We start from the raw sequence: 17,580 nt of genomic DNA, 5'->3' as shown, positions 1-17,580 counted from the left end.
TGCAGCTTGCAGCTTGCAGCTTGCAGCTTGCAGCTTGCAGCTTGCAGCTTGCAGCCCATAAAAAAACCCAGCACCAGGCTGGGTTTTTTTATGGGCGGCTGCTTTTAACCGTTGAACACGTCATCCACGCTTTTCAGCGGGTAGTTCTTCGGATACGGCAGAGTAGCAACGCCGGTCTCGATCGCGGCCTTGGCCACGGCGTCGGAGATCAGGGTGATCAGGCGCTTGTCCATTGGCTTCGGAATGATGTACTCACGACCGAATTCCAGCGGAGCACCGCCGTAGGCATCGCACACGTCCTGTGGAACAGGCAGTTTGGCCAGTTCGCGCAGGGCGTTGGCGGCGGCGACTTTCATTTCTTCGTTGATGCGCTTGGCGCGAACGTCCAGGGCACCACGGAAGATGAACGGGAAGCCCAGCACGTTGTTGACCTGGTTCGGGTAGTCCGAACGGCCGGTAGCCATGATCACGTCGCTACGGGTGGCGTGCGCCAGTTCCGGGGAGATTTCCGGATCCGGGTTGGAGCAGGCGAAGACGATCGGGTTGGCCGCCATCGACAGCAGGCCTTCGGCGCTCAGCAGGTTCGGACCGGACAGACCGACGAATACGTCAGCGCCTGCCAGTGCGTCTGCCAGGGTGCGCTTCTCGGTAGCGTGGGCGAACACGGCTTTGTACTGGTTCAGGTCGTCACGGCCGGAGTGGATCACGCCGGTACGGTCAACCATGAAGATGTTTTCGATGCGAGCGCCCATGCTCACCAGCAGTTTCATGCAGGAGATGGCGGCAGCGCCGGCGCCGAGGCAGACAATCTTCGCTTCCGGCAGGGTTTTGCCAGCGATTTCCAGAGCGTTGATCATGCCCGCAGCGGTCACGATCGCGGTGCCGTGCTGGTCATCGTGGAACACCGGAATATCGCACTGCTCGATCAGAGCGCGTTCGATCTCAAAGCACTCTGGCGCCTTGATGTCTTCCAGGTTGATGCCACCGAAGGTGATGGAGATGCGCTTGACGGTGTCGATGAAGGCCTGCGGGCTTTCGGAGTCGACTTCGATGTCGAATACGTCGATGCCGGCGAAACGCTTGAACAGCACGCCCTTGCCTTCCATTACAGGCTTGGAAGCCAGTGGGCCGAGGTTGCCCAGGCCGAGAATCGCGGTGCCGTCGGAAATGACTGCCACCAGGTTGCCCTTGCCGGTGTATTTGTAGGCCAGTTCAGGATCGCGAGCGATCTCGCGCACTGGTTCAGCTACGCCGGGGCTGTAGGCCAGCGACAGGTCGCGGGCGGTAGCAGTGGCCTTGGTGAGCTCGACACTCAGCTTCCCCGGACGAGGATTGGCGTGGTATTCGAGAGCGGCAGTTTTCAGATCAGACATTTTGGCATTCCGCTTTTTTACTGTTGGACAGACTGGTCAGCGAGGATACGCGCCTCGCAAAGTCCCCACAAGACTGGGCAGTCACCGCTGTCAAGCGCCCTGCCCTACGACTTTGGGCCAAGAGCCACGGCGCACAAGGGCTGGACTGTTCACAATCAGCCGTAAAAATGTCTACAATTTTTCTTCAGCGCGGTACTTGCAGCATCGAAGGATCGGTCAACGGCAGCAACCAGCGCGCCTGACCGTTTTGCAGACCACCGCGCCGGGATCGGTCAACCACCCAGCCACGCGCCTCGATCTGCCTGCCTTTCAATGCTTGCAAACCAGCACTGTCAAATTGTCCGAGCAGATTGGGTGCAACCCGCAATACAAGCGTGTCCTGCAACTCGATCCAGATTCCGCCGCGATTGCGCAGCACCTTGCTCACCCGACCGCTGACTACGGCAAAGCCCGAACGCTGGATCTGCTGCGCTTTCTGGACCGGCGATTGCCGCCAGAGACCAAGCCCGGCCTGTCGCGCGCTGCGTTCGGCGGCCTGTTGGCAGGCGACCAGATCGACGTTCGGCGCCACCGCAACGTGAAAACCCAGGCCATCAGCAAGCATCTGCGCTTCGAGATTGACTCCGCTGACGCTGTAAACATGCGCCAGCGTACGGCCGTAATGGTCTTTCGCCTGCTTGCCGGGTCGCAGACCGACCCGGCCGCCGCTGTCATCGACCAGCGCTTGCAGGCGTTTTCGCGCCGCCACGGCGAAGGGTTCGTCGCTGCGGCCCTGCTTGCCCAGCTCCGGCGTATTGAGGCCGATCATGCGCACATTGCGCCCGTCGCTGAGGCGCAGGGTGTCGCCATCGACCACCCGCTGCACGGAAACGCTGGCCAGACCTGCGGGTGCCGGACAAAAGGCCTGGGCGGCGGACAGCCAAATCGCAGACACAAAAAAGGCGCCCGCAAGGGACGCCTTTTTCATCAGTCTGGAGCAGTCGAAGCGACCTTCCAAAATGATCAGCCTCAGGCTTTTTTGCCGACGCCGAAAGTAGCGAAACGGTCTGCGAACTTCTGCACACGGCCGCCGGTGTCCAGAGTCTTCTGCTTACCGGTGTAGAACGGGTGGCATTCGTTGCAAACGTCGATCGCCAGGGCTTTGCCGTAGGTCGAACGAGTTTCGAACTTGTTACCGCAGCTGCAGGTAACAGCGATTTCCGGGTAGTTCGGATGGATTTCGGCTTTCATGGTGTCTTCCTCAGGCTAGCGTGCCGCCACCCAACACTATTGTTGAATACCGCACGTAATTAGGCCGCGGATTCTACCAGACCTTTTCAATCGCGCAAGCTGTCACCGAGACCGACCGTCTGCTAGGCTCCCGACCTTGAACGCACTTCCCTGTGGGAGCGAGCCTGCTCGCGAAGGCGCCATGGCAGTCGACACATGTGTTGCCTGACCCACCGCCTTCGCGAGCAGGCTCGCTCCCACAGGTCATGCATATCCGATCATTTTGCGTATCGAGATCCCCCCGCGTGCCCGACGCCATTCTGCGCCTTGCCCTGCCTTCGCCTTTGCGCCGCCTGTTCGATTACCGGGCGCCGGCCGGGGTGCGGCGCGAGCAATTGCAGCCGGGCATGCGCCTGCGGGTGCCGTTCGGTCGGCGCGAGATGATCGGCATTCTGGTCGAGGTCACCGACACCAGCGAAGTGCCGGCAGAAAAACTCAAGCCGGCGCTGGCCCTGCTCGACACGACTTCGCCACTGCCGCCAGCGCTGTTCAAGCTGTGCCTGTGGACCGCGCAGTATTACCAGCACAGCCTCGGCGACACCTTGAACTGGGCCTTGCCGGTGCTGCTGCGTCAGGGCGAGCTGGCCGAGGCCCGGCAGGAACGCTTCTGGTCGATTGCTCCGGGCGCCAGCGTTGACGACCCGCGAGTGGCCCGTGCGCCACGCCAGCGCGAGGCGCTGACCACGCTGGCCCAGCACCCCCACGGCGTCGCCCATCAGTTGCTGAGCAAACTGATGCTGAGCAAGGACAGCCTCGATCTGCTGCTGGCCAAGGGGCTGGTGCAAGTCGAAATCCGCCGCCACGCCCCCGGCGCTCGCCATGAACACTGGCTGGCGCAACCGGAGCTGCCGCTCAACAGCGAACAGCGCGCGGCGTATGAAGCGATTCGCGCCGGCTTCGACAGTTACCACGCGTTTCTCCTGGCCGGCGTCACCGGCAGCGGCAAGACCGAAGTCTATCTGCAGCTGATACGCGAGACCCTCGAAGCCGGCAAACAGGCCCTGGTACTGATTCCGGAGATCAACCTCGGCCCGCAGACCCTGGCGCGTTTCGAACAGCGCTTCAATGCGCGCATCGCCCTGCTGCACTCGGCGGTAAATGATCGCGAACGCCTGGAAGCCTGGCTCGCCGCCCGTGATGGCGAGGCCGATATTATTATCGGCACACGCTCGGCACTGTTCACGCCGATGAAAAATCCCGGGCTGATCATCATCGATGAAGAACACGACGGCTCCTATAAACAGCAGGAAGGTCTGCGCTACCACGCTCGCGATCTGGCGCTGGTACGCGCGCGGCAGGAAAACATCCCGATCGTGCTCGGCTCCGCCACGCCGTCGCTGGAAAGTCTGCACAACGCCTACACGGGGCGCTACGGCCTGTTACGCCTGAACGAACGCGCTGGCGGCGCCAAGCAACCGCGCTTCCTGCGTCTGGACGTGAAAAGCCGTCCGCTCGACAGCGGTATTTCCGGGCCGATGCAGCAAGCCATCGGCCAGACCCTCGCCAACGGCCAGCAGGTGCTGGTGTTCCTCAACCGGCGCGGCTTTGCCCCTACCTTGCTTTGCCACGATTGCGGCTGGATGTCCGAGTGCTCGCGCTGCGATGCGCGCATGACCGTGCACCAGCGTTACGGCGAGTTGCGCTGTCACCACTGCGGCAACGTTGAGCGCACGCCACGCCAGTGCCCGAAGTGCAGCAAGGTCGATCTGCGCCCGGTCGGCGCCGGTACCGAACGCGCCGAAGAACGCTTGGCGATTCTGTTCCCGGATTACCCGGTACTGCGCGTCGATCGCGACAGCACTTCGCGCAAGGACGCGATGAATCAGTTGTTTGCGACGATCCAGAAAGGCCAGCCGTGCATTCTGGTCGGCACGCAGATGTTGGCCAAAGGGCACCACTTCCCACGGGTGACGCTGGTGTCGATTCTGGATGCCGACGGCGGCCTGTTCTCCGGCGACTTCCGCGCCAGCGAGCGCATGGCGCAACTGATCGTCCAAGTCGCCGGGCGCGCCGGGCGGGCTGAAGAGCCGGGCAAGGTGATCATCCAGACGCACCTCGCCGACCATCCTTTGTTGGTGCAACTGACCGAGCAGGGTTATTTCGCCTTCGCCGAACAAGCCCTGAGCGAACGCCGCGCCGCCGGATTGCCGCCGTTTGCCCATCTGGCACTGTTGCGTGCCGAAGCGCACAAGCCGGGGCAGGCGGAAGGCTTTCTCGATGAAGCGTGCAGCGCGGCCGAACGCCTGCTGGCCGAATTGAATCTGAGCGGCATCGAGCTGCTCGGGCCGGTGCCGGCACCGATGGAGCGCCGTGCCGGGCGTTATCGCGCGCAACTGTTGTTGCAGGCGACCGCGCGGGCACCGTTGCACCGCTTGCTGGCCAGCTGGATGCTGGTGCTGGAGCAGATGCCGAGCGGGCGGGCGGTGCGCTGGTCGCTGGATGTTGATCCCGTCGATTTGTACTGATTGATCGATTGCTATCGCTGGCAAGCCAGCTCCCACAGGGACTGCGCCGCTCTTGTGGGAGCTGGCTTGCCAGCGATAACGGTCGAATTGTCACCACAAATCCATAAGCTGCCTGCTAAGGTTGGCAAGCCCGTCTTCGCAACGGATAATGCCCAGTTTTTCCACCCGCGCATCGATGCGCCCGCCGCGCTTGCGGTCGAAAGAGAAGACCATGAAAGACACCATTCGCCAGCTGATCCAGCAAGCCCTCACCCAACTCGTCAACGAAGGTGTGTTGCCTGAAGGCCTGACGCCGGCGATCCAGGTGGAGAACGCCCGCGACAAGACCCACGGCGACTTCGCCAGCAACATCGCCATGATGCTGGCCAAGCCTGCCGGCATGAAGCCGCGCGATCTGGCGGAGAAAATCATCGCCGCCCTGCCCGCTGACGAGAACGTCACCAAGGCCGAAATCGCCGGCCCGGGCTTCATCAATTTCTTCCAGAACACCCAGGCCCTGGCCTCGCGCCTCGACGCCGCGCTGGCCGACGCCCGTGTCGGCGTGCGCAAGGCCGGCCCGGCGCAGCGCACCGTGGTCGATCTGTCGGCGCCGAACCTGGCCAAAGAGATGCACGTCGGCCACTTGCGCTCGACCATCATCGGCGACGGCGTGGCCCGGGTGCTTGAGTTCCTCGGCGACGAGGTGATCCGCCAGAACCACGTTGGCGACTGGGGCACTCAGTTCGGCATGCTGATGGCGTACCTGCAGGAAAACCCGATCACCAGCGACGAGCTGTCCGACCTGGAAAACTTCTACCGTGCGGCCAAGCAGCGTTTCGACGAGTCCGAAGAATTCGCCGACCGCGCCCGTGGCCTGGTGGTCAAGTTGCAGGCTGGCGATGCCGAATGCCTGGCACTGTGGACCAAGTTCAAGGACATCTCGCTGTCGCACTGCCAGAAGATCTACGAACTGCTCAACGTCAAACTGACCATGGCCGACGTCATGGGCGAAAGCGCCTATAACGATGACCTGATCAATGTGGTCAACGACCTCAAGGCTGCCGGCATGCTGGTCGAGAGCAACGGCGCCCAGTGCGTGTTCCTCGACGAGTTCAAGAACGCCGATGGCGATCCGCTGCCGGTGATCATCGTCAAGGCCGATGGCGGTTACCTGTACGCCACCACTGACCTGGCGGCCGTGCGCTACCGCAGCGGCAAGCTCAAGGCTGATCGCGCGCTGTATTTCGTCGACCAGCGCCAGGCCCTGCACTTCCAGCAGGTCTTCGCTGTTGCGCGCAAGGCCGGTTTCGTTACCCATCCGATGGAAATGGAACACATGGGTTTCGGCACCATGAACGGCGCCGATGGCCGTCCGTTCAAGACCCGTGATGGCGGCACCGTGAAGCTGATCGACCTGCTCACCGAAGCCCAGGAACGCGCCTACAACCTGGTGAAAGAGAAGAACCCGACCCTGGCCGAAGACGAGTTGCGCAACATCGCCAAGGTTGTTGGCATCGGCGCGGTGAAATACGCCGACCTGTCCAAGCACCGCACCAGCGACTACAGCTTCAACTTCGACCTGATGCTCAATTTCGAAGGCAACACCGCGCCGTATCTGCTGTACGCCTACACTCGCGTGGCCGGTGTGTTCCGTAAACTGGGCAAGGACTTCAGCGAAGTCGACGGCCAGATCGTCCTCGAAGGGGCGCACGAGCAGGAGCTGGCGGCGAAGCTGGCGCAGTTCGGCGAAGTGTTGAACAACGTCGCTGAAAAAGGCACGCCGCACATTCTCTGCACCTACCTGTACGACGTCGCCGGCCTGTTCTCCAGCTTCTACGAGAACTGCCCGATCCTCGCCGCCGACACCCCGGCGCAGATGCAGAGCCGTCTGCGTCTGGCCGCACTGACCGGTCGCACCCTCAAGCAAGGCCTGGAGCTGTTGGGTCTGGAAACTCTGGAGCGTATGTAAGTTGGCTGCCAAGAAAAAACCTGCACCCAAACGCGGCGCCAGCCGCTATCAGGCCCCGGCGAAACAACCGATTCCGGGCTGGCTGTGGATGGCCATCGGCCTGACCGTCGGCGCGTTCATCGTGTTTCTGATGAAACTGGAACCGGGCAAGGGCAGCGACACGGTCAAGCGCGAGAAAGTCGAACAGCAGCAGAAAGCGTCGAAGATCGCCGAGGCCAACAAGACCCCGCCGAGCCCGACGCAACCGGTGAAGCCGAAGTACGACTTCTACACCTTGCTGCCGGAATCGGAAGTGATCGTGCCGCCGGACGCGGTACCGGAGAAGACCCTGCCGACGCCGCAAGTGCCGGCCATCCCGACCACGCCGGTAACCCCGGCCGAAGCGGCGAAGATCGACACCGCACGGGCTCAAGCGGCTCTGGCCGGGATCACGCCGCCGCCAGCGCCGCCAGTGAGCAAGGCCGCGCCAGTGACCAAGTTCTTCCTCCAGGCCGGTTCGTTCCGCAAGGAAACCGATGCTGACAAGGTGCGTGCGCAGATCATTCTGCTCGGCCAAGCCGTCGCGGTGGAGTCCGGCACGGTCAAGGATGAAACCTGGTACCGCGTCTTGGTCGGCCCGTTCAGCAACCGTGAACAACTGACCACGGCGCAGAAACAACTGGCTGGTGCGGGCTTCAGCAACCTGTTGTTACAACAACGCCAGAGCCGCTAAGGCTCTCAGAGGTCAGCTGCAACTTGCAGGTGACCTTCAAACTTTGTGGTGAGGGGATTTATCCCCGCGGGGCTGCGGAGCAGCCCTGAAACCAGCCATTGCGGTGCAGCAGGCATACCGCAAATGATGGTTTCGCGACTGCTTCGCAGCCGAACGGGGATAAATCCCCTCGCCACAGTCATCACACACACCATTCGTCTCCCATCGCCCCTACCGGTTGAAATCCCCTCCAGCACCCCCATATGAATGGGCATAAGGCATTTTCGCCCCGCTGCGTGGAGACTCTTCCCTTGACCACCATCGTTTCAGTCCGCCGCCACGGCAAAGTCGTCATGGGCGGCGACGGCCAGGTTTCTCTCGGCAACACCGTGATGAAAGGCAACGCCAAAAAGGTCCGTCGCCTGTACCACGGCCAGGTCATCGCCGGTTTCGCCGGTGCCACCGCCGACGCCTTCACCCTGTTCGAACGTTTCGAAGGCCAGCTCGAAAAACATCAGGGTCACCTGATCCGCGCCGCCGTCGAACTCGCCAAGGAATGGCGCACCGACCGCTCCCTGAGCCGCCTCGAAGCGATGCTCGCGGTTGCCAACAAGGATGCCTCGCTGATCATCACCGGCAACGGTGACGTGGTCGAACCCGAAGATGGCCTGATCGCCATGGGTTCCGGCGGCGCCTACGCGCAAGCCGCCGCCAGCGCCCTGCTGAAAAAGACCGACCTGTCGGCGCGCGAGATCGTCGAAACCGCTCTCGGCATCGCTGGCGACATCTGCGTATTCACCAACCACACCCAGACCATTGAGGAGCAGGATCTCGCTGAATAAGCCTGTTGCGGCCCATGTGCCACGGCTTGTTTCTGCTTGAGGACCGTCAATTACTATGTCCATGACTCCCCGCGAAATCGTCCACGAACTCAACCGCCATATCATCGGCCAGGACGATGCCAAGCGCGCCGTCGCGATTGCCCTGCGCAACCGCTGGCGCCGCATGCAGCTGCCTGAAGAGCTGCGCGTTGAGGTGACCCCGAAGAACATCCTGATGATCGGCCCGACCGGTGTCGGTAAAACCGAGATCGCCCGTCGCCTGGCGAAACTGGCCAATGCGCCGTTCATCAAGGTCGAAGCGACCAAATTCACCGAGGTCGGTTATGTCGGCCGTGACGTCGAGTCGATCATCCGTGATCTGGCCGATGCCGCGATCAAGATGCTCCGCGAGCAGGAAATGACCCGCGTACGCCACCGCGCCGAAGACGCCGCCGAGGATCGCATCCTCGACGCGTTGCTGCCGCCGGCACGCATGGGCTTCAGCAACGAAGAAGCGCCGAGCTCCGATTCCAACACGCGTCAGCTGTTCCGCAAGCGCCTGCGCGAAGGCCAGTTGGACGACAAGGAAATCGAGATCGAAGTCGCCGAAGTCTCCGGCATCGAAATCGCCACGCCGCCAGGCATGGAAGAGATGACCAACCAGCTGCAATCGCTGTTTGCCAACATGGGCAAGGGCAAGAAGAAGTCGCGCAAGCTCAAGGTCAAGGAAGCGCTGAAACTGGTGCGCGATGAAGAAGCCGGGCGTCTGGTCAACGAAGAAGAGCTGAAGGCCAAGGCGCTGGAAGCGGTCGAGCAGCACGGTATCGTCTTCATCGACGAAATCGACAAGGTCGCCAAGCGCGGCAATGTCGGCGGCGCCGATGTCTCCCGCGAAGGCGTACAGCGCGACCTGCTGCCGCTGATCGAAGGCTGCACCGTCAACACCAAGCTGGGCATGGTCAAGACCGACCACATCCTGTTCATCGCCTCCGGTGCGTTCCACCTGAGCAAGCCAAGCGATCTGGTGCCGGAGCTGCAAGGCCGTCTGCCGATCCGCGTCGAGCTCAAGGCGCTGAGCCCGGCAGACTTCGAACGCATCCTCAGCGAACCGCACGCCTCGCTCACCGAGCAATACTGCGCGCTGCTGAAAACCGAAGGCCTGAACATCCAGTTCCAGCCCGAGGGCATCAAGCGTCTGGCGGAGATCGCCTGGCAGGTCAACGAGAAGACCGAGAACATCGGTGCCCGCCGCCTGCACACCCTGCTTGAGCGTCTGCTCGAAGAGGTGTCGTTCAGCGCCGGCGACCTGGCCAGCGCCCACGATGACAAGGCGATTCTGATCGACGCCGACTACGTCAACAGCCACCTCGGCGAATTGGCGCAGAACGAAGATCTGTCCCGCTACATTCTGTAGAGCGGCAAGCTACAAGCTACAAGCGGCAAGCTGAGTTAAGCTTGCAACTTGTAGCTTGCAGCTGAAGGCTGTTTTTCATGATTCCCACCGACATCAAACTGCACAAAGCCTCGAAAACCCTGACGCTCACTTACGCGTCCGGCGAGGAATACACTCTGCCCGCCGAGTTCCTGCGCGTGCACTCCCCCTCCGCCGAGGTCCAGGGCCACGGCAAACCGATCCTGCAATTCGGCAAGCTCAACGTGGGTCTGAGCAAGCTGGAACCGGCTGGCAACTATGCACTGAAACTGACCTTCGACGACGGTCACGACAGCGGCCTGTTCACCTGGGAATACCTCTACGAACTCGGCAAGCGCCAGAACGAACTCTGGGACGATTATCTTGCCGAGCTGCGCGCTGCCGGAAAATCCCGCGATCCGAACGAGTCGTTCGTCAAGCTGATGCTCTAGGCCGTGGCTCTTGCTCTTTAGAGGGCATTTTCTAACTTCATCTGTTTGAATGCTCCGCGCATACGGCCCCGGATCGGCCGCTTGCGAAAAAAATTAAACTCGGGTAACCAATGGAGCTGGCAAGTTCCCTGCAGTGCTCTACGACTGTAAAGCAGCTATGCAGAATCAACGGTCACCCGAGCAGTAGTACCCGGCATTGGCTGTGGAAGCGACAGCGTGAAACCGGGTACTCGTCTCAGGACAATGGAGCGTCGTAGATGAGTGACAAGAATAACGATGACCTGAAGTACCAAGCCTCGGAAAACACTCTAGGGCTTAACCCCGTCGTCGGGCTGCGCGGAAAGGATCTGCTGGCCTCTGCTCGAATGGTGCTGAAACAGGCCATCAGACAACCGATTCACAGCGTCAGGCACGTGACCCATTTCGGGCTCGAACTGAAAAACGTGCTGCTGGGCAAATCCGCGCTGCAACCGGCCGGTGATGACCGCCGCTTTGCCGACCCGGCGTGGAGCCAGAACCCGCTATACAAACGTTATCTGCAAACCTACCTGGCCTGGCGCAAGGAACTGCATGCCTGGATTGATGACAGCAGCCTGTCCCCCAAAGACATCGCTCGCGGCCATTTCGTCATCAACCTGATGACCGAAGCCATGGCGCCGACCAATACGGCGGCCAATCCGGCGGCGGTCAAACGCTTCTTCGAAACCGGCGGCAAGAGCCTGCTCGATGGCCTCTCGCATCTGGCCAAGGATCTGGTGCACAACGGCGGCATGCCGAGCCAGGTCAACATGGGCGCGTTCGAGGTCGGCAAGAGCCTCGGCGTCACCGAGGGCGCTGTGGTGTTTCGCAATGATGTGCTGGAGCTGATCCAGTACCGGCCGATCACCGAGCAGGTCCACGAGCGCCCGCTGCTGGTAGTGCCGCCGCAGATCAACAAGTTCTACGTTTTCGACTTGAGCCCGGACAAGAGCCTGGCGCGCTTCTGCCTGCGCAACAATGTGCCGACCTTCATCATCAGCTGGCGCAACCCGACCAAGGCCCAGCGCGAATGGGGTCTGTCGACCTACATCGAAGCGCTGAAAGAAGCCGTCGACGTAGTCACCGCTATAACCGGCAGCAAAGATGTGAACATGCTCGGCGCCTGTTCCGGCGGCATTACCTGCACCGCCCTGCTCGGCCATTACGCCGCGCTCGGCGAGAACAAGGTCAACGCCCTCACCCTGCTGGTCAGCGTGCTCGACACCACCCTGGACAGCGACGTCGCCCTGTTCGTCGATGAGCAGACTCTGGAGACCGCCAAGCGCCACTCCTACCAGGCCGGCGTGCTCGAAGGCAAAGACATGGCCAAGGTCTTCGCCTGGATGCGCCCCAACGATCTGATCTGGAATTACTGGGTCAACAACTATCTGCTCGGCAACGAGCCGCCGGTGTTCGACATCCTGTTCTGGAACAACGACACCACTCGCCTGCCCGCTGCGTTCCACGGCGACCTGATCGAGATGTTCAAAAACAATCCACTGATCCGCCCCAATGCACTGGAAGTGTGCGGCACGCCGATCGACCTCAAGCAGGTCACCGCCGACATCTTCTCGCTGGCCGGCACCAACGATCACATCACGCCATGGAAGTCCTGCTACAAGTCGGCGCAGCTGTTCGGCGGCAAAGTCGAATTCGTGCTGTCGAGCAGCGGCCATATCCAGAGCATCCTCAACCCGCCGGGCAATCCGAAGTCGCGCTACATGACCGGCGAAGAGATGGCGCCGACCGCCGATGACTGGCAGGAAAATTCGACCAAGCACACCGATTCCTGGTGGCTGTACTGGCAGTCATGGCTGGCCGAGCGCTCGGGCAACCTGAAAAAGGCCCCGACGAAACTGGGCAACAAAGCGTACCCGGCAGGCGAGGCTTCGCCGGGCACTTACGTACATGAGAGATAGCGGCAAGTTTCAAGCTGCGAGCGACAAGCTGAGGGGTTCTGCTTGAAGCTTGCGGCTTGCAGCTGCTCCCAACTGACCCGAAGGGTTTGACCCATGCCGCAACCGTTCATATTCCGCACCGTCGATCTGGATGGCCAGACCCTCCGCACGGCGGTGCGTCCCGGCAAGCCTCATTTGACGCCTCTGCTGATTTTCAACGGTATCGGCGCCAACCTGGAGCTGGTGTTTCCGTTTGTCGCAGCGCTCGACCCGGATCTGGAAGTGATCGCCTTCGACGTGCCCGGGGTCGGCGGGTCGTCGACGCCGAACCGACCGTATCGCTTCCCCGGCCTGGCCAAACTGACGGCGCGGATGCTCGACTATCTCGACTACGGCAAGGTCAATGTGATCGGCGTGTCGTGGGGCGGAGCTCTGGCGCAGCAGTTTGCCTACGACTATCCCGAGCGCTGCAAGAAACTGGTACTGGCGGCCACTGCGGCCGGTGCGGTGATGGTCCCCGGCAAACCGAAAGTGCTGTGGATGATGGCCAGTCCGCGCCGCTACATTCAGCCATCCCATGTGATCCGCATCGCGCCGATGATCTACGGCGGCTCGTTCCGCCGCGACCCGACGCTGGCTGCCAGCCATGCGGCGAAAGTGCGCTCGGCGGGCAAGCTCGGTTACTACTGGCAACTGTTCGCCGGCCTCGGCTGGACCAGCATCCACTGGCTGCACAAGATCCATCAGCCGACGCTGGTGCTGGCCGGCGATGACGATCCGCTGATTCCGCTGATCAACATGCGCATGCTCGCCTGGCGCATTCCCAATGCGCAGTTGCACATCATCGATGACGGCCATCTGTTCCTGATTACCCGCGCCGAAGCGGTGGCGCCGATCATCATGAAGTTTCTCGAAGAGGAGCGTCTGCGCGCAGTCATGCACCCGCATCCGACGCCGCTCGGCGGCTGATCGCGGCGGCCTGCTTTATGCAGCACTTTTCAAATCAAGCGCGCGGCAGGACGCCGCGCAGGCAGCAACCGGTAACAGCGTCTATGGTGTTCTGGTTCGGTGAGTGTGTTTTTGCCCTGAAGACGAAGGAGTGTTGAGTCATGCGCGAAAAACCAGCGACGGGCGTGGTGCCCAGCCCCGCCGTGTTTATCAACGCCCAGAGTGCGATCGCCGGTCTGCGCGGCAGGGATCTGCTGTCGACACTGCGCAGCGTCGCCGCCCACGGCTTGCGCAATCCGTTGCACAGCGCAAAGCATGCGCTGAAGCTTGGCGGACAGTTGGGCCGCGTGCTGCTCGGCGAAACCCTGCACCCGACCAATCCGCAAGACAGCCGCTTCGCCGATCCGGCGTGGAGCCTAAACCCGTTCTACCGGCGCAGCCTGCAGGCGTATCTGGCCTGGCAGAAACAGGTCAAGAGCTGGATCGATGAAGGCGACATGAGCCCTGAAGATCGTGCCCGTGCGCACTTCGCTTTCACCCTGCTCAATGACGCCGTAGCGCCGTCCAACACTCTGCTCAACCCGCTGGCGGTCAAGGAGTTGTTCAATTCCGGCGGGCAGAGTCTGGTGCGCGGCCTGAGCCATCTGTTCGATGATCTGCTGCATAACGACGGCCTGCCACGGCAAGTGACCAAGCAGGCGTTCGAGGTCGGCAAAACCGTAGCGACCACCACTGGGGCTGTGGTGTTTCGCAATGAAATGTTCGAGTTGATCCAGTACAAATCGATGAGCGAAAAGCAGTACGCCAAGCCGCTGCTGGTGGTGCCGCCGCAAATCAACAAGTACTACATCTTTGATCTGAGCCCGCAGAACAGCTTCGTCCAGTACGCCCTGAAAAACAGCCTGCAGACCTTCATGATCAGCTGGCGCAATCCTGATGTGCGCCATCGCGAGTGGGGCCTGTCGAGTTACGTCGAAGCGGTCGAAGAAGCGATGAATATCTGCCGGGCGATTACCGGCGCCCGCGAAGTCAACCTCATGGGCGCCTGCGCCGGCGGCCTGACCATCGCCGCCCTGCAAGGGCATTTGCAGGCCAAACGGCAACTGCGCCGGGTCGCCAGCGCGACCTATCTGGTCAGTCTGCTCGACAGCCAGATCGAAACCCCGGCCACGCTGTTCGCCGATGAACAAACACTGGAAGCGGCCAAGCGTCGCTCGTATCAGCAAGGCGTGCTCGATGGTCGCGACATCGCCAAGGTCTTCGCCTGGATGCGCCCCAACGATTTGATCTGGAGCTATTTCGTTAACAACTACCTGCTGGGCAAGGAGCCGCCAGCGTTCGACATCCTCTACTGGAACAACGACAACACCCGGCTGCCGGCGGCGCTGCACGGCGATCTGCTGGACTTCTTCAAGCACAACCCGCTGATACACGCCGGCGGTCTAGAGGTGTGCGGTACGCCGATTGATCTGCAGAAGGTCAACGTCGACAGCTTCAGCGTCGCCGGCATGAACGACCACATCACGCCGTGGGACGCGGTGTATCGCTCGACCCTGCTGCTCGGTGGCGAGCGACGTTTCGTGCTGTCCAACAGCGGCCACGTGCAGAGCATCCTCAACCCGCCGAGCAACCCGAAAGCTGCCTACGTCGAGAACGCCAAACTGAGCAGCGACCCGCGTGCCTGGTACTACGATGCCAAACACGTCGACGGCAGCTGGTGGCCACAGTGGCTGGAATGGGTCGCGCAGCGCTCCGGCGCCCTGAATGAAACTCGCACCACCCTCGGCAATCCGAACTATCCACCGATGGAAGCGGCACCCGGCACCTATGTGCATGTGCGCTGACGCTCAACCGAAATTTTCTAAGAAGACTGGATGAAAACCCGCGACCGGATCCTCGAATGTGCACTGCAACTGTTCAACGAAAAGGGTGAGCCGAACGTTTCCACCATGGAGGTGGCCAACGAAATGGGGATCAGCCCAGGCAACCTCTACTACCACTTCCACGGTAAGGAACCGCTGATTCTCGGCCTGTTCGAACGCTTCCAGCACGAGCTCGCGCCCCTGCTCGACCCGCCACCGGACGTGGAGCTTGCACCGGAGGATTACTGGCTGTTTCTGCATTTGATCGTCGAGCGATTGGCGCAATACCGGTTCCTGTTCCAGGACCTGTCGAACCTCGCCGGCCGCTTGCCGAAACTGGCCAAGGGAATTCGCAATCTGCTCAATGCGCTGAAGCGGACGCTGGCGTCGTTGCTGGCGCGATTGAAGGCTTCGGGGCAACTGGTCAGCGATACTCAGGCGCTGGGGCAATTGGTCGAGCAGGTGACCATGACGCTGCTGTTCTCGCTGGATTACCAGCGGATTCTTGATCGTGAGGGTGAGGTCAGGTTGGTGGTTTATCAGATCATGATGCTGGTGGCGCCGCATTTGCTGCCGCCAGTGAAAGTGGCGACAGAGCGGATGGCGCTGCAATACCTTGAGGATCACGACTGACCCAAAATCAAAAGATCGCAGCCTTCGGCAGCTCCTACATTTGAAATGCGTTCCCTTGTAGGAGCTGCCGAAGGCTGCGATCTTTTGATCTTCAAAAAAAACGCCCGACCTTCACAGGCCGGGCGTTTTTGATTTGCCCTGAAATCAGGACTGACTGGATGGCGTCGACGGTGTCGATGCTGCAGTCGGAGTAGCTGCTGCCGTAGGTGCCGCAGCGGAGTTTGCCGCGTTGGCCGGAGCTGTTGGAGCAGCCGATGGTGCGGTGGCCGGTTTCGGCGCAGCGGCTTTCGGCGCGGCCGGTTTTTTCACTGCAGGCTTTTTCGCCGCAGCCGGTTTGGCCGCAGGCTTCGCAGCGGGTTTGGCAGCAGCAGTTTTCGCTGCTGGCTTGGCCGCTGGTTTCGCTGCAGCTTTAGCCGCAGGTTTTGCTGCCGCTTTGGTTGCCGGTTTCGCAGCGGCTTTGGCGGCAACCGGTTTAGCTGCCGCTTTGGCCGCAGGCTTGGCTGCTGCCGTTTTGGCCGCAGCTTTCGCCACAGGTTTTGCCGCCGCTTTGGCCAGTGGCTTGGCTGCGGTTTTCGCCGCAGGTTTGGCCGCTGCAGTTTTAGTGGCAGGTTTCGCCCCAGCGGTTTTTGCCGCCACAGGCTGAGCTTTCAGACCGGTGAGTTTTTCGATCTGCTTGGTCAGCGTGTCGACCTTGGCGTTGAGCGCCTTGACCTCATTGCGGCTCGGCACACCCAGGCGCGAAATCGCGCTGTTCAGGCGCTTGTCGAAAGCGCCTTCCAGCTCGTCCCACTTGCCCATGGCGCGGTCTTTCACGCCGCTGATGCGCGACTTGGCCGAAGAGGTCGAATCCTCGACTTTCTTGCCGACGGCAGTCTTGGTGAGCTTCTCGGCTTTCTCGCCGTCTTTGACCAATGCATCGAAGAGTTTGCTGCCGTCAGTGTCGATCTTCGAGTACACGCCTAAACCAGCCAGCCAGATTTTGCGGGAGTAGGACTCGACCTTCCCGACCCACGAGCTGCTTTCTTTATCGGTGTTCTTTTTGCCAGCCATCCCGTTCTCCTTAAGATTTTCGCGCGACGCGTTCGAGCAATGCCGTCAGCTCATCGAGCTTAGCAGAGAGTGCCTCAACGTCATGTTTAGACGGAATGCCGATCCGATTCAAGGCGCTGGCCACGCGGTTGTCGAAGGCCTTCTCGACCTTGTCGAGCTGAACTTCAACGCGACCCTTGAACGAGCTGACCTGCGTGGCCGCGTCATCGATCTCGGCGTTGGCCGCGAGGAGTTTTTCGCTGACGGCTTTTTTGCCTTTCTTTTCAACGGTTTGACCGGCGGCGACGAGTTCTTGAAAGTACTCGCTGCCCTCCTGGCCGACCTTGGTGTAGGCGCCCAGGCCTGCCAGCCAGATCTTGCGGGCATAGGATTTGACGTCGCTCAGAGTGGAAGTCGGAGCGTCGATTTTTTTCTTCAAAATGACTTTGGCCATGGTGCACCTCACGCGCAGAAGGTTTGAGGAACTGCCGGACGAGTGTCGGGCTCAGGCACAAAGTAGGGAGAAAAATTAGAAAGGGCACCCTAACCAGCGGGAGCATCACAAAACAAATGTGGGAGCGAGCCTGCTCGCGAATGCGTCATATCAGCCAACATTTCAGTCAACTGATACACCGCTTTCGCGAGCAGGCTCGCTCCCACAGGGGACTGGATTTCAATCTGGAAATCAGGCCAGGGCTTTATCCAACGCCTTCTCGATCTCGGCTTTGATCATGCCGCTCATGGCCGACATCATCAGGCCCA

The 17,580-nt window shown here is 61.2% G+C and carries 16 protein-coding genes and 1 pseudogene; 10 read left to right on the top strand and 7 right to left on the bottom strand.

Annotation, left to right across the window (positions count from 1 at the left end; translation table 11 throughout):
• Positions 1–104: 104 nt before the first annotated feature.
• The 3 genes from D8U60_RS05485 to rpmE form a co-directional block, all read right to left on the bottom strand.
• Entirely contained in the window at positions 105–1,373 is a 1,269-nt protein-coding gene (locus D8U60_RS05485; protein WP_016772053.1) for a malic enzyme-like NAD(P)-binding protein, read from the bottom strand.
• 184 nt (positions 1,374–1,557) lie between these two features.
• Positions 1,558–2,340, bottom strand: coding sequence for a thermonuclease family protein (locus D8U60_RS05480; RefSeq protein WP_130899653.1), 783 nt, complete (start codon positions 2,338–2,340; stop codon positions 1,558–1,560).
• 41 nt (positions 2,341–2,381) lie between these two features.
• Positions 2,382–2,603, bottom strand: coding sequence for a 50S ribosomal protein L31 (gene rpmE, locus D8U60_RS05475; protein ID WP_016772055.1), 222 nt, complete (start codon positions 2,601–2,603; stop codon positions 2,382–2,384).
• Between the two features lie 284 nt (positions 2,604–2,887).
• On the opposite strand from rpmE, the gene D8U60_RS05470 reads away from it, so the two are divergent.
• On the top strand, positions 2,888–5,107 hold the full coding sequence (locus tag D8U60_RS05470) for a primosomal protein N' (protein WP_110644832.1): 2,220 nt from the start codon (positions 2,888–2,890) through the stop codon (positions 5,105–5,107).
• Positions 5,108–5,197: 90 nt separating this feature from the next.
• Here the strand turns inward: D8U60_RS05470 and D8U60_RS27975 are convergent, their stop codons facing one another.
• Positions 5,198–5,320, bottom strand: coding sequence for a hypothetical protein (locus D8U60_RS27975; protein WP_256674698.1), 123 nt, complete (start codon positions 5,318–5,320; stop codon positions 5,198–5,200).
• Here D8U60_RS27975 and argS point away from each other — a divergent pair.
• The 9 genes from argS (at position 5,319) to D8U60_RS05425 (ending at position 15,789) form a co-directional block, all read left to right on the top strand.
• Entirely contained in the window at positions 5,319–7,055 is a 1,737-nt protein-coding gene (gene argS / locus D8U60_RS05465; protein WP_130899652.1) for an arginine--tRNA ligase, read from the top strand. The two genes, D8U60_RS27975 and argS, sit on opposite strands and share 2 nt — an antisense overlap.
• Position 7,056: 1 nt before the next feature.
• Entirely contained in the window at positions 7,057–7,767 is a 711-nt protein-coding gene (locus tag D8U60_RS05460) for an SPOR domain-containing protein (protein ID WP_016772059.1), read from the top strand.
• A 290-nt stretch (positions 7,768–8,057) separates the two neighbouring features.
• On the top strand, positions 8,058–8,588 hold the full coding sequence (hslV, locus tag D8U60_RS05455) for an ATP-dependent protease subunit HslV (RefSeq protein ID WP_007968352.1): 531 nt from the start codon (positions 8,058–8,060) through the stop codon (positions 8,586–8,588).
• A 55-nt stretch (positions 8,589–8,643) separates the two neighbouring features.
• Positions 8,644–9,981: an ATP-dependent protease ATPase subunit HslU gene (gene hslU / locus D8U60_RS05450; protein ID WP_130899651.1), complete on the top strand. Its 1,338-nt coding sequence runs from the start codon at positions 8,644–8,646 to the stop codon at positions 9,979–9,981.
• Positions 9,982–10,058: 77 nt separating this feature from the next.
• A complete protein-coding gene (locus D8U60_RS05445) occupies positions 10,059–10,430 on the top strand; it encodes a DUF971 domain-containing protein (protein ID WP_016772061.1) in 372 nt (123 codons plus the stop codon).
• Between the two features lie 257 nt (positions 10,431–10,687).
• The gene (gene phaC / locus D8U60_RS05440; protein ID WP_125917435.1) at positions 10,688–12,367 is read left to right on the top strand and encodes a class II poly(R)-hydroxyalkanoic acid synthase; all 1,680 of its coding nucleotides are present in this window, start codon (positions 10,688–10,690) and stop codon (positions 12,365–12,367) included.
• 93 nt (positions 12,368–12,460) lie between these two features.
• A complete protein-coding gene (gene phaZ, locus D8U60_RS05435) occupies positions 12,461–13,315 on the top strand; it encodes a poly(3-hydroxyalkanoate) depolymerase (RefSeq protein WP_076565220.1) in 855 nt (284 codons plus the stop codon).
• 140 nt (positions 13,316–13,455) lie between these two features.
• On the top strand, positions 13,456–15,138 hold the full coding sequence (gene phaC, locus D8U60_RS05430; protein WP_130899650.1) for a class II poly(R)-hydroxyalkanoic acid synthase: 1,683 nt from the start codon (positions 13,456–13,458) through the stop codon (positions 15,136–15,138).
• A 30-nt stretch (positions 15,139–15,168) separates the two neighbouring features.
• On the top strand, positions 15,169–15,789 hold the full coding sequence (locus D8U60_RS05425; RefSeq protein ID WP_024011259.1) for a TetR/AcrR family transcriptional regulator: 621 nt from the start codon (positions 15,169–15,171) through the stop codon (positions 15,787–15,789).
• Positions 15,790–15,933: 144 nt separating this feature from the next.
• Here the strand turns inward: D8U60_RS05425 and D8U60_RS05420 are convergent, their stop codons facing one another.
• From D8U60_RS05420 to D8U60_RS05410, 3 genes and pseudogenes are all read right to left on the bottom strand, one after another.
• A complete protein-coding gene (locus D8U60_RS05420) occupies positions 15,934–16,839 on the bottom strand; it encodes a phasin family protein (RefSeq protein ID WP_130899649.1) in 906 nt (301 codons plus the stop codon).
• Between the two features lie 10 nt (positions 16,840–16,849).
• Positions 16,850–17,272 carry a phasin family protein gene (locus D8U60_RS05415; protein WP_016772067.1) on the bottom strand — a complete coding sequence of 141 codons (423 nt, stop codon included), beginning with the start codon at positions 17,270–17,272 and terminating at the stop codon, positions 16,850–16,852.
• Between the two features lie 231 nt (positions 17,273–17,503).
• Positions 17,504–17,580 (bottom strand): annotated as a pseudogene (locus tag D8U60_RS05410) (polyhydroxyalkanoic acid system family protein); the annotation flags it as partial.

Source organism: Pseudomonas sp. Sample_11, from assembly GCF_004307505.1.
Lineage (GTDB): Bacteria > Pseudomonadota > Gammaproteobacteria > Pseudomonadales > Pseudomonadaceae > Aquipseudomonas > Aquipseudomonas atacamensis.
The sequence above is the reverse complement of the archived record's forward strand: the minus strand, read 5'-3'. Positions and strand labels throughout refer to the sequence as shown.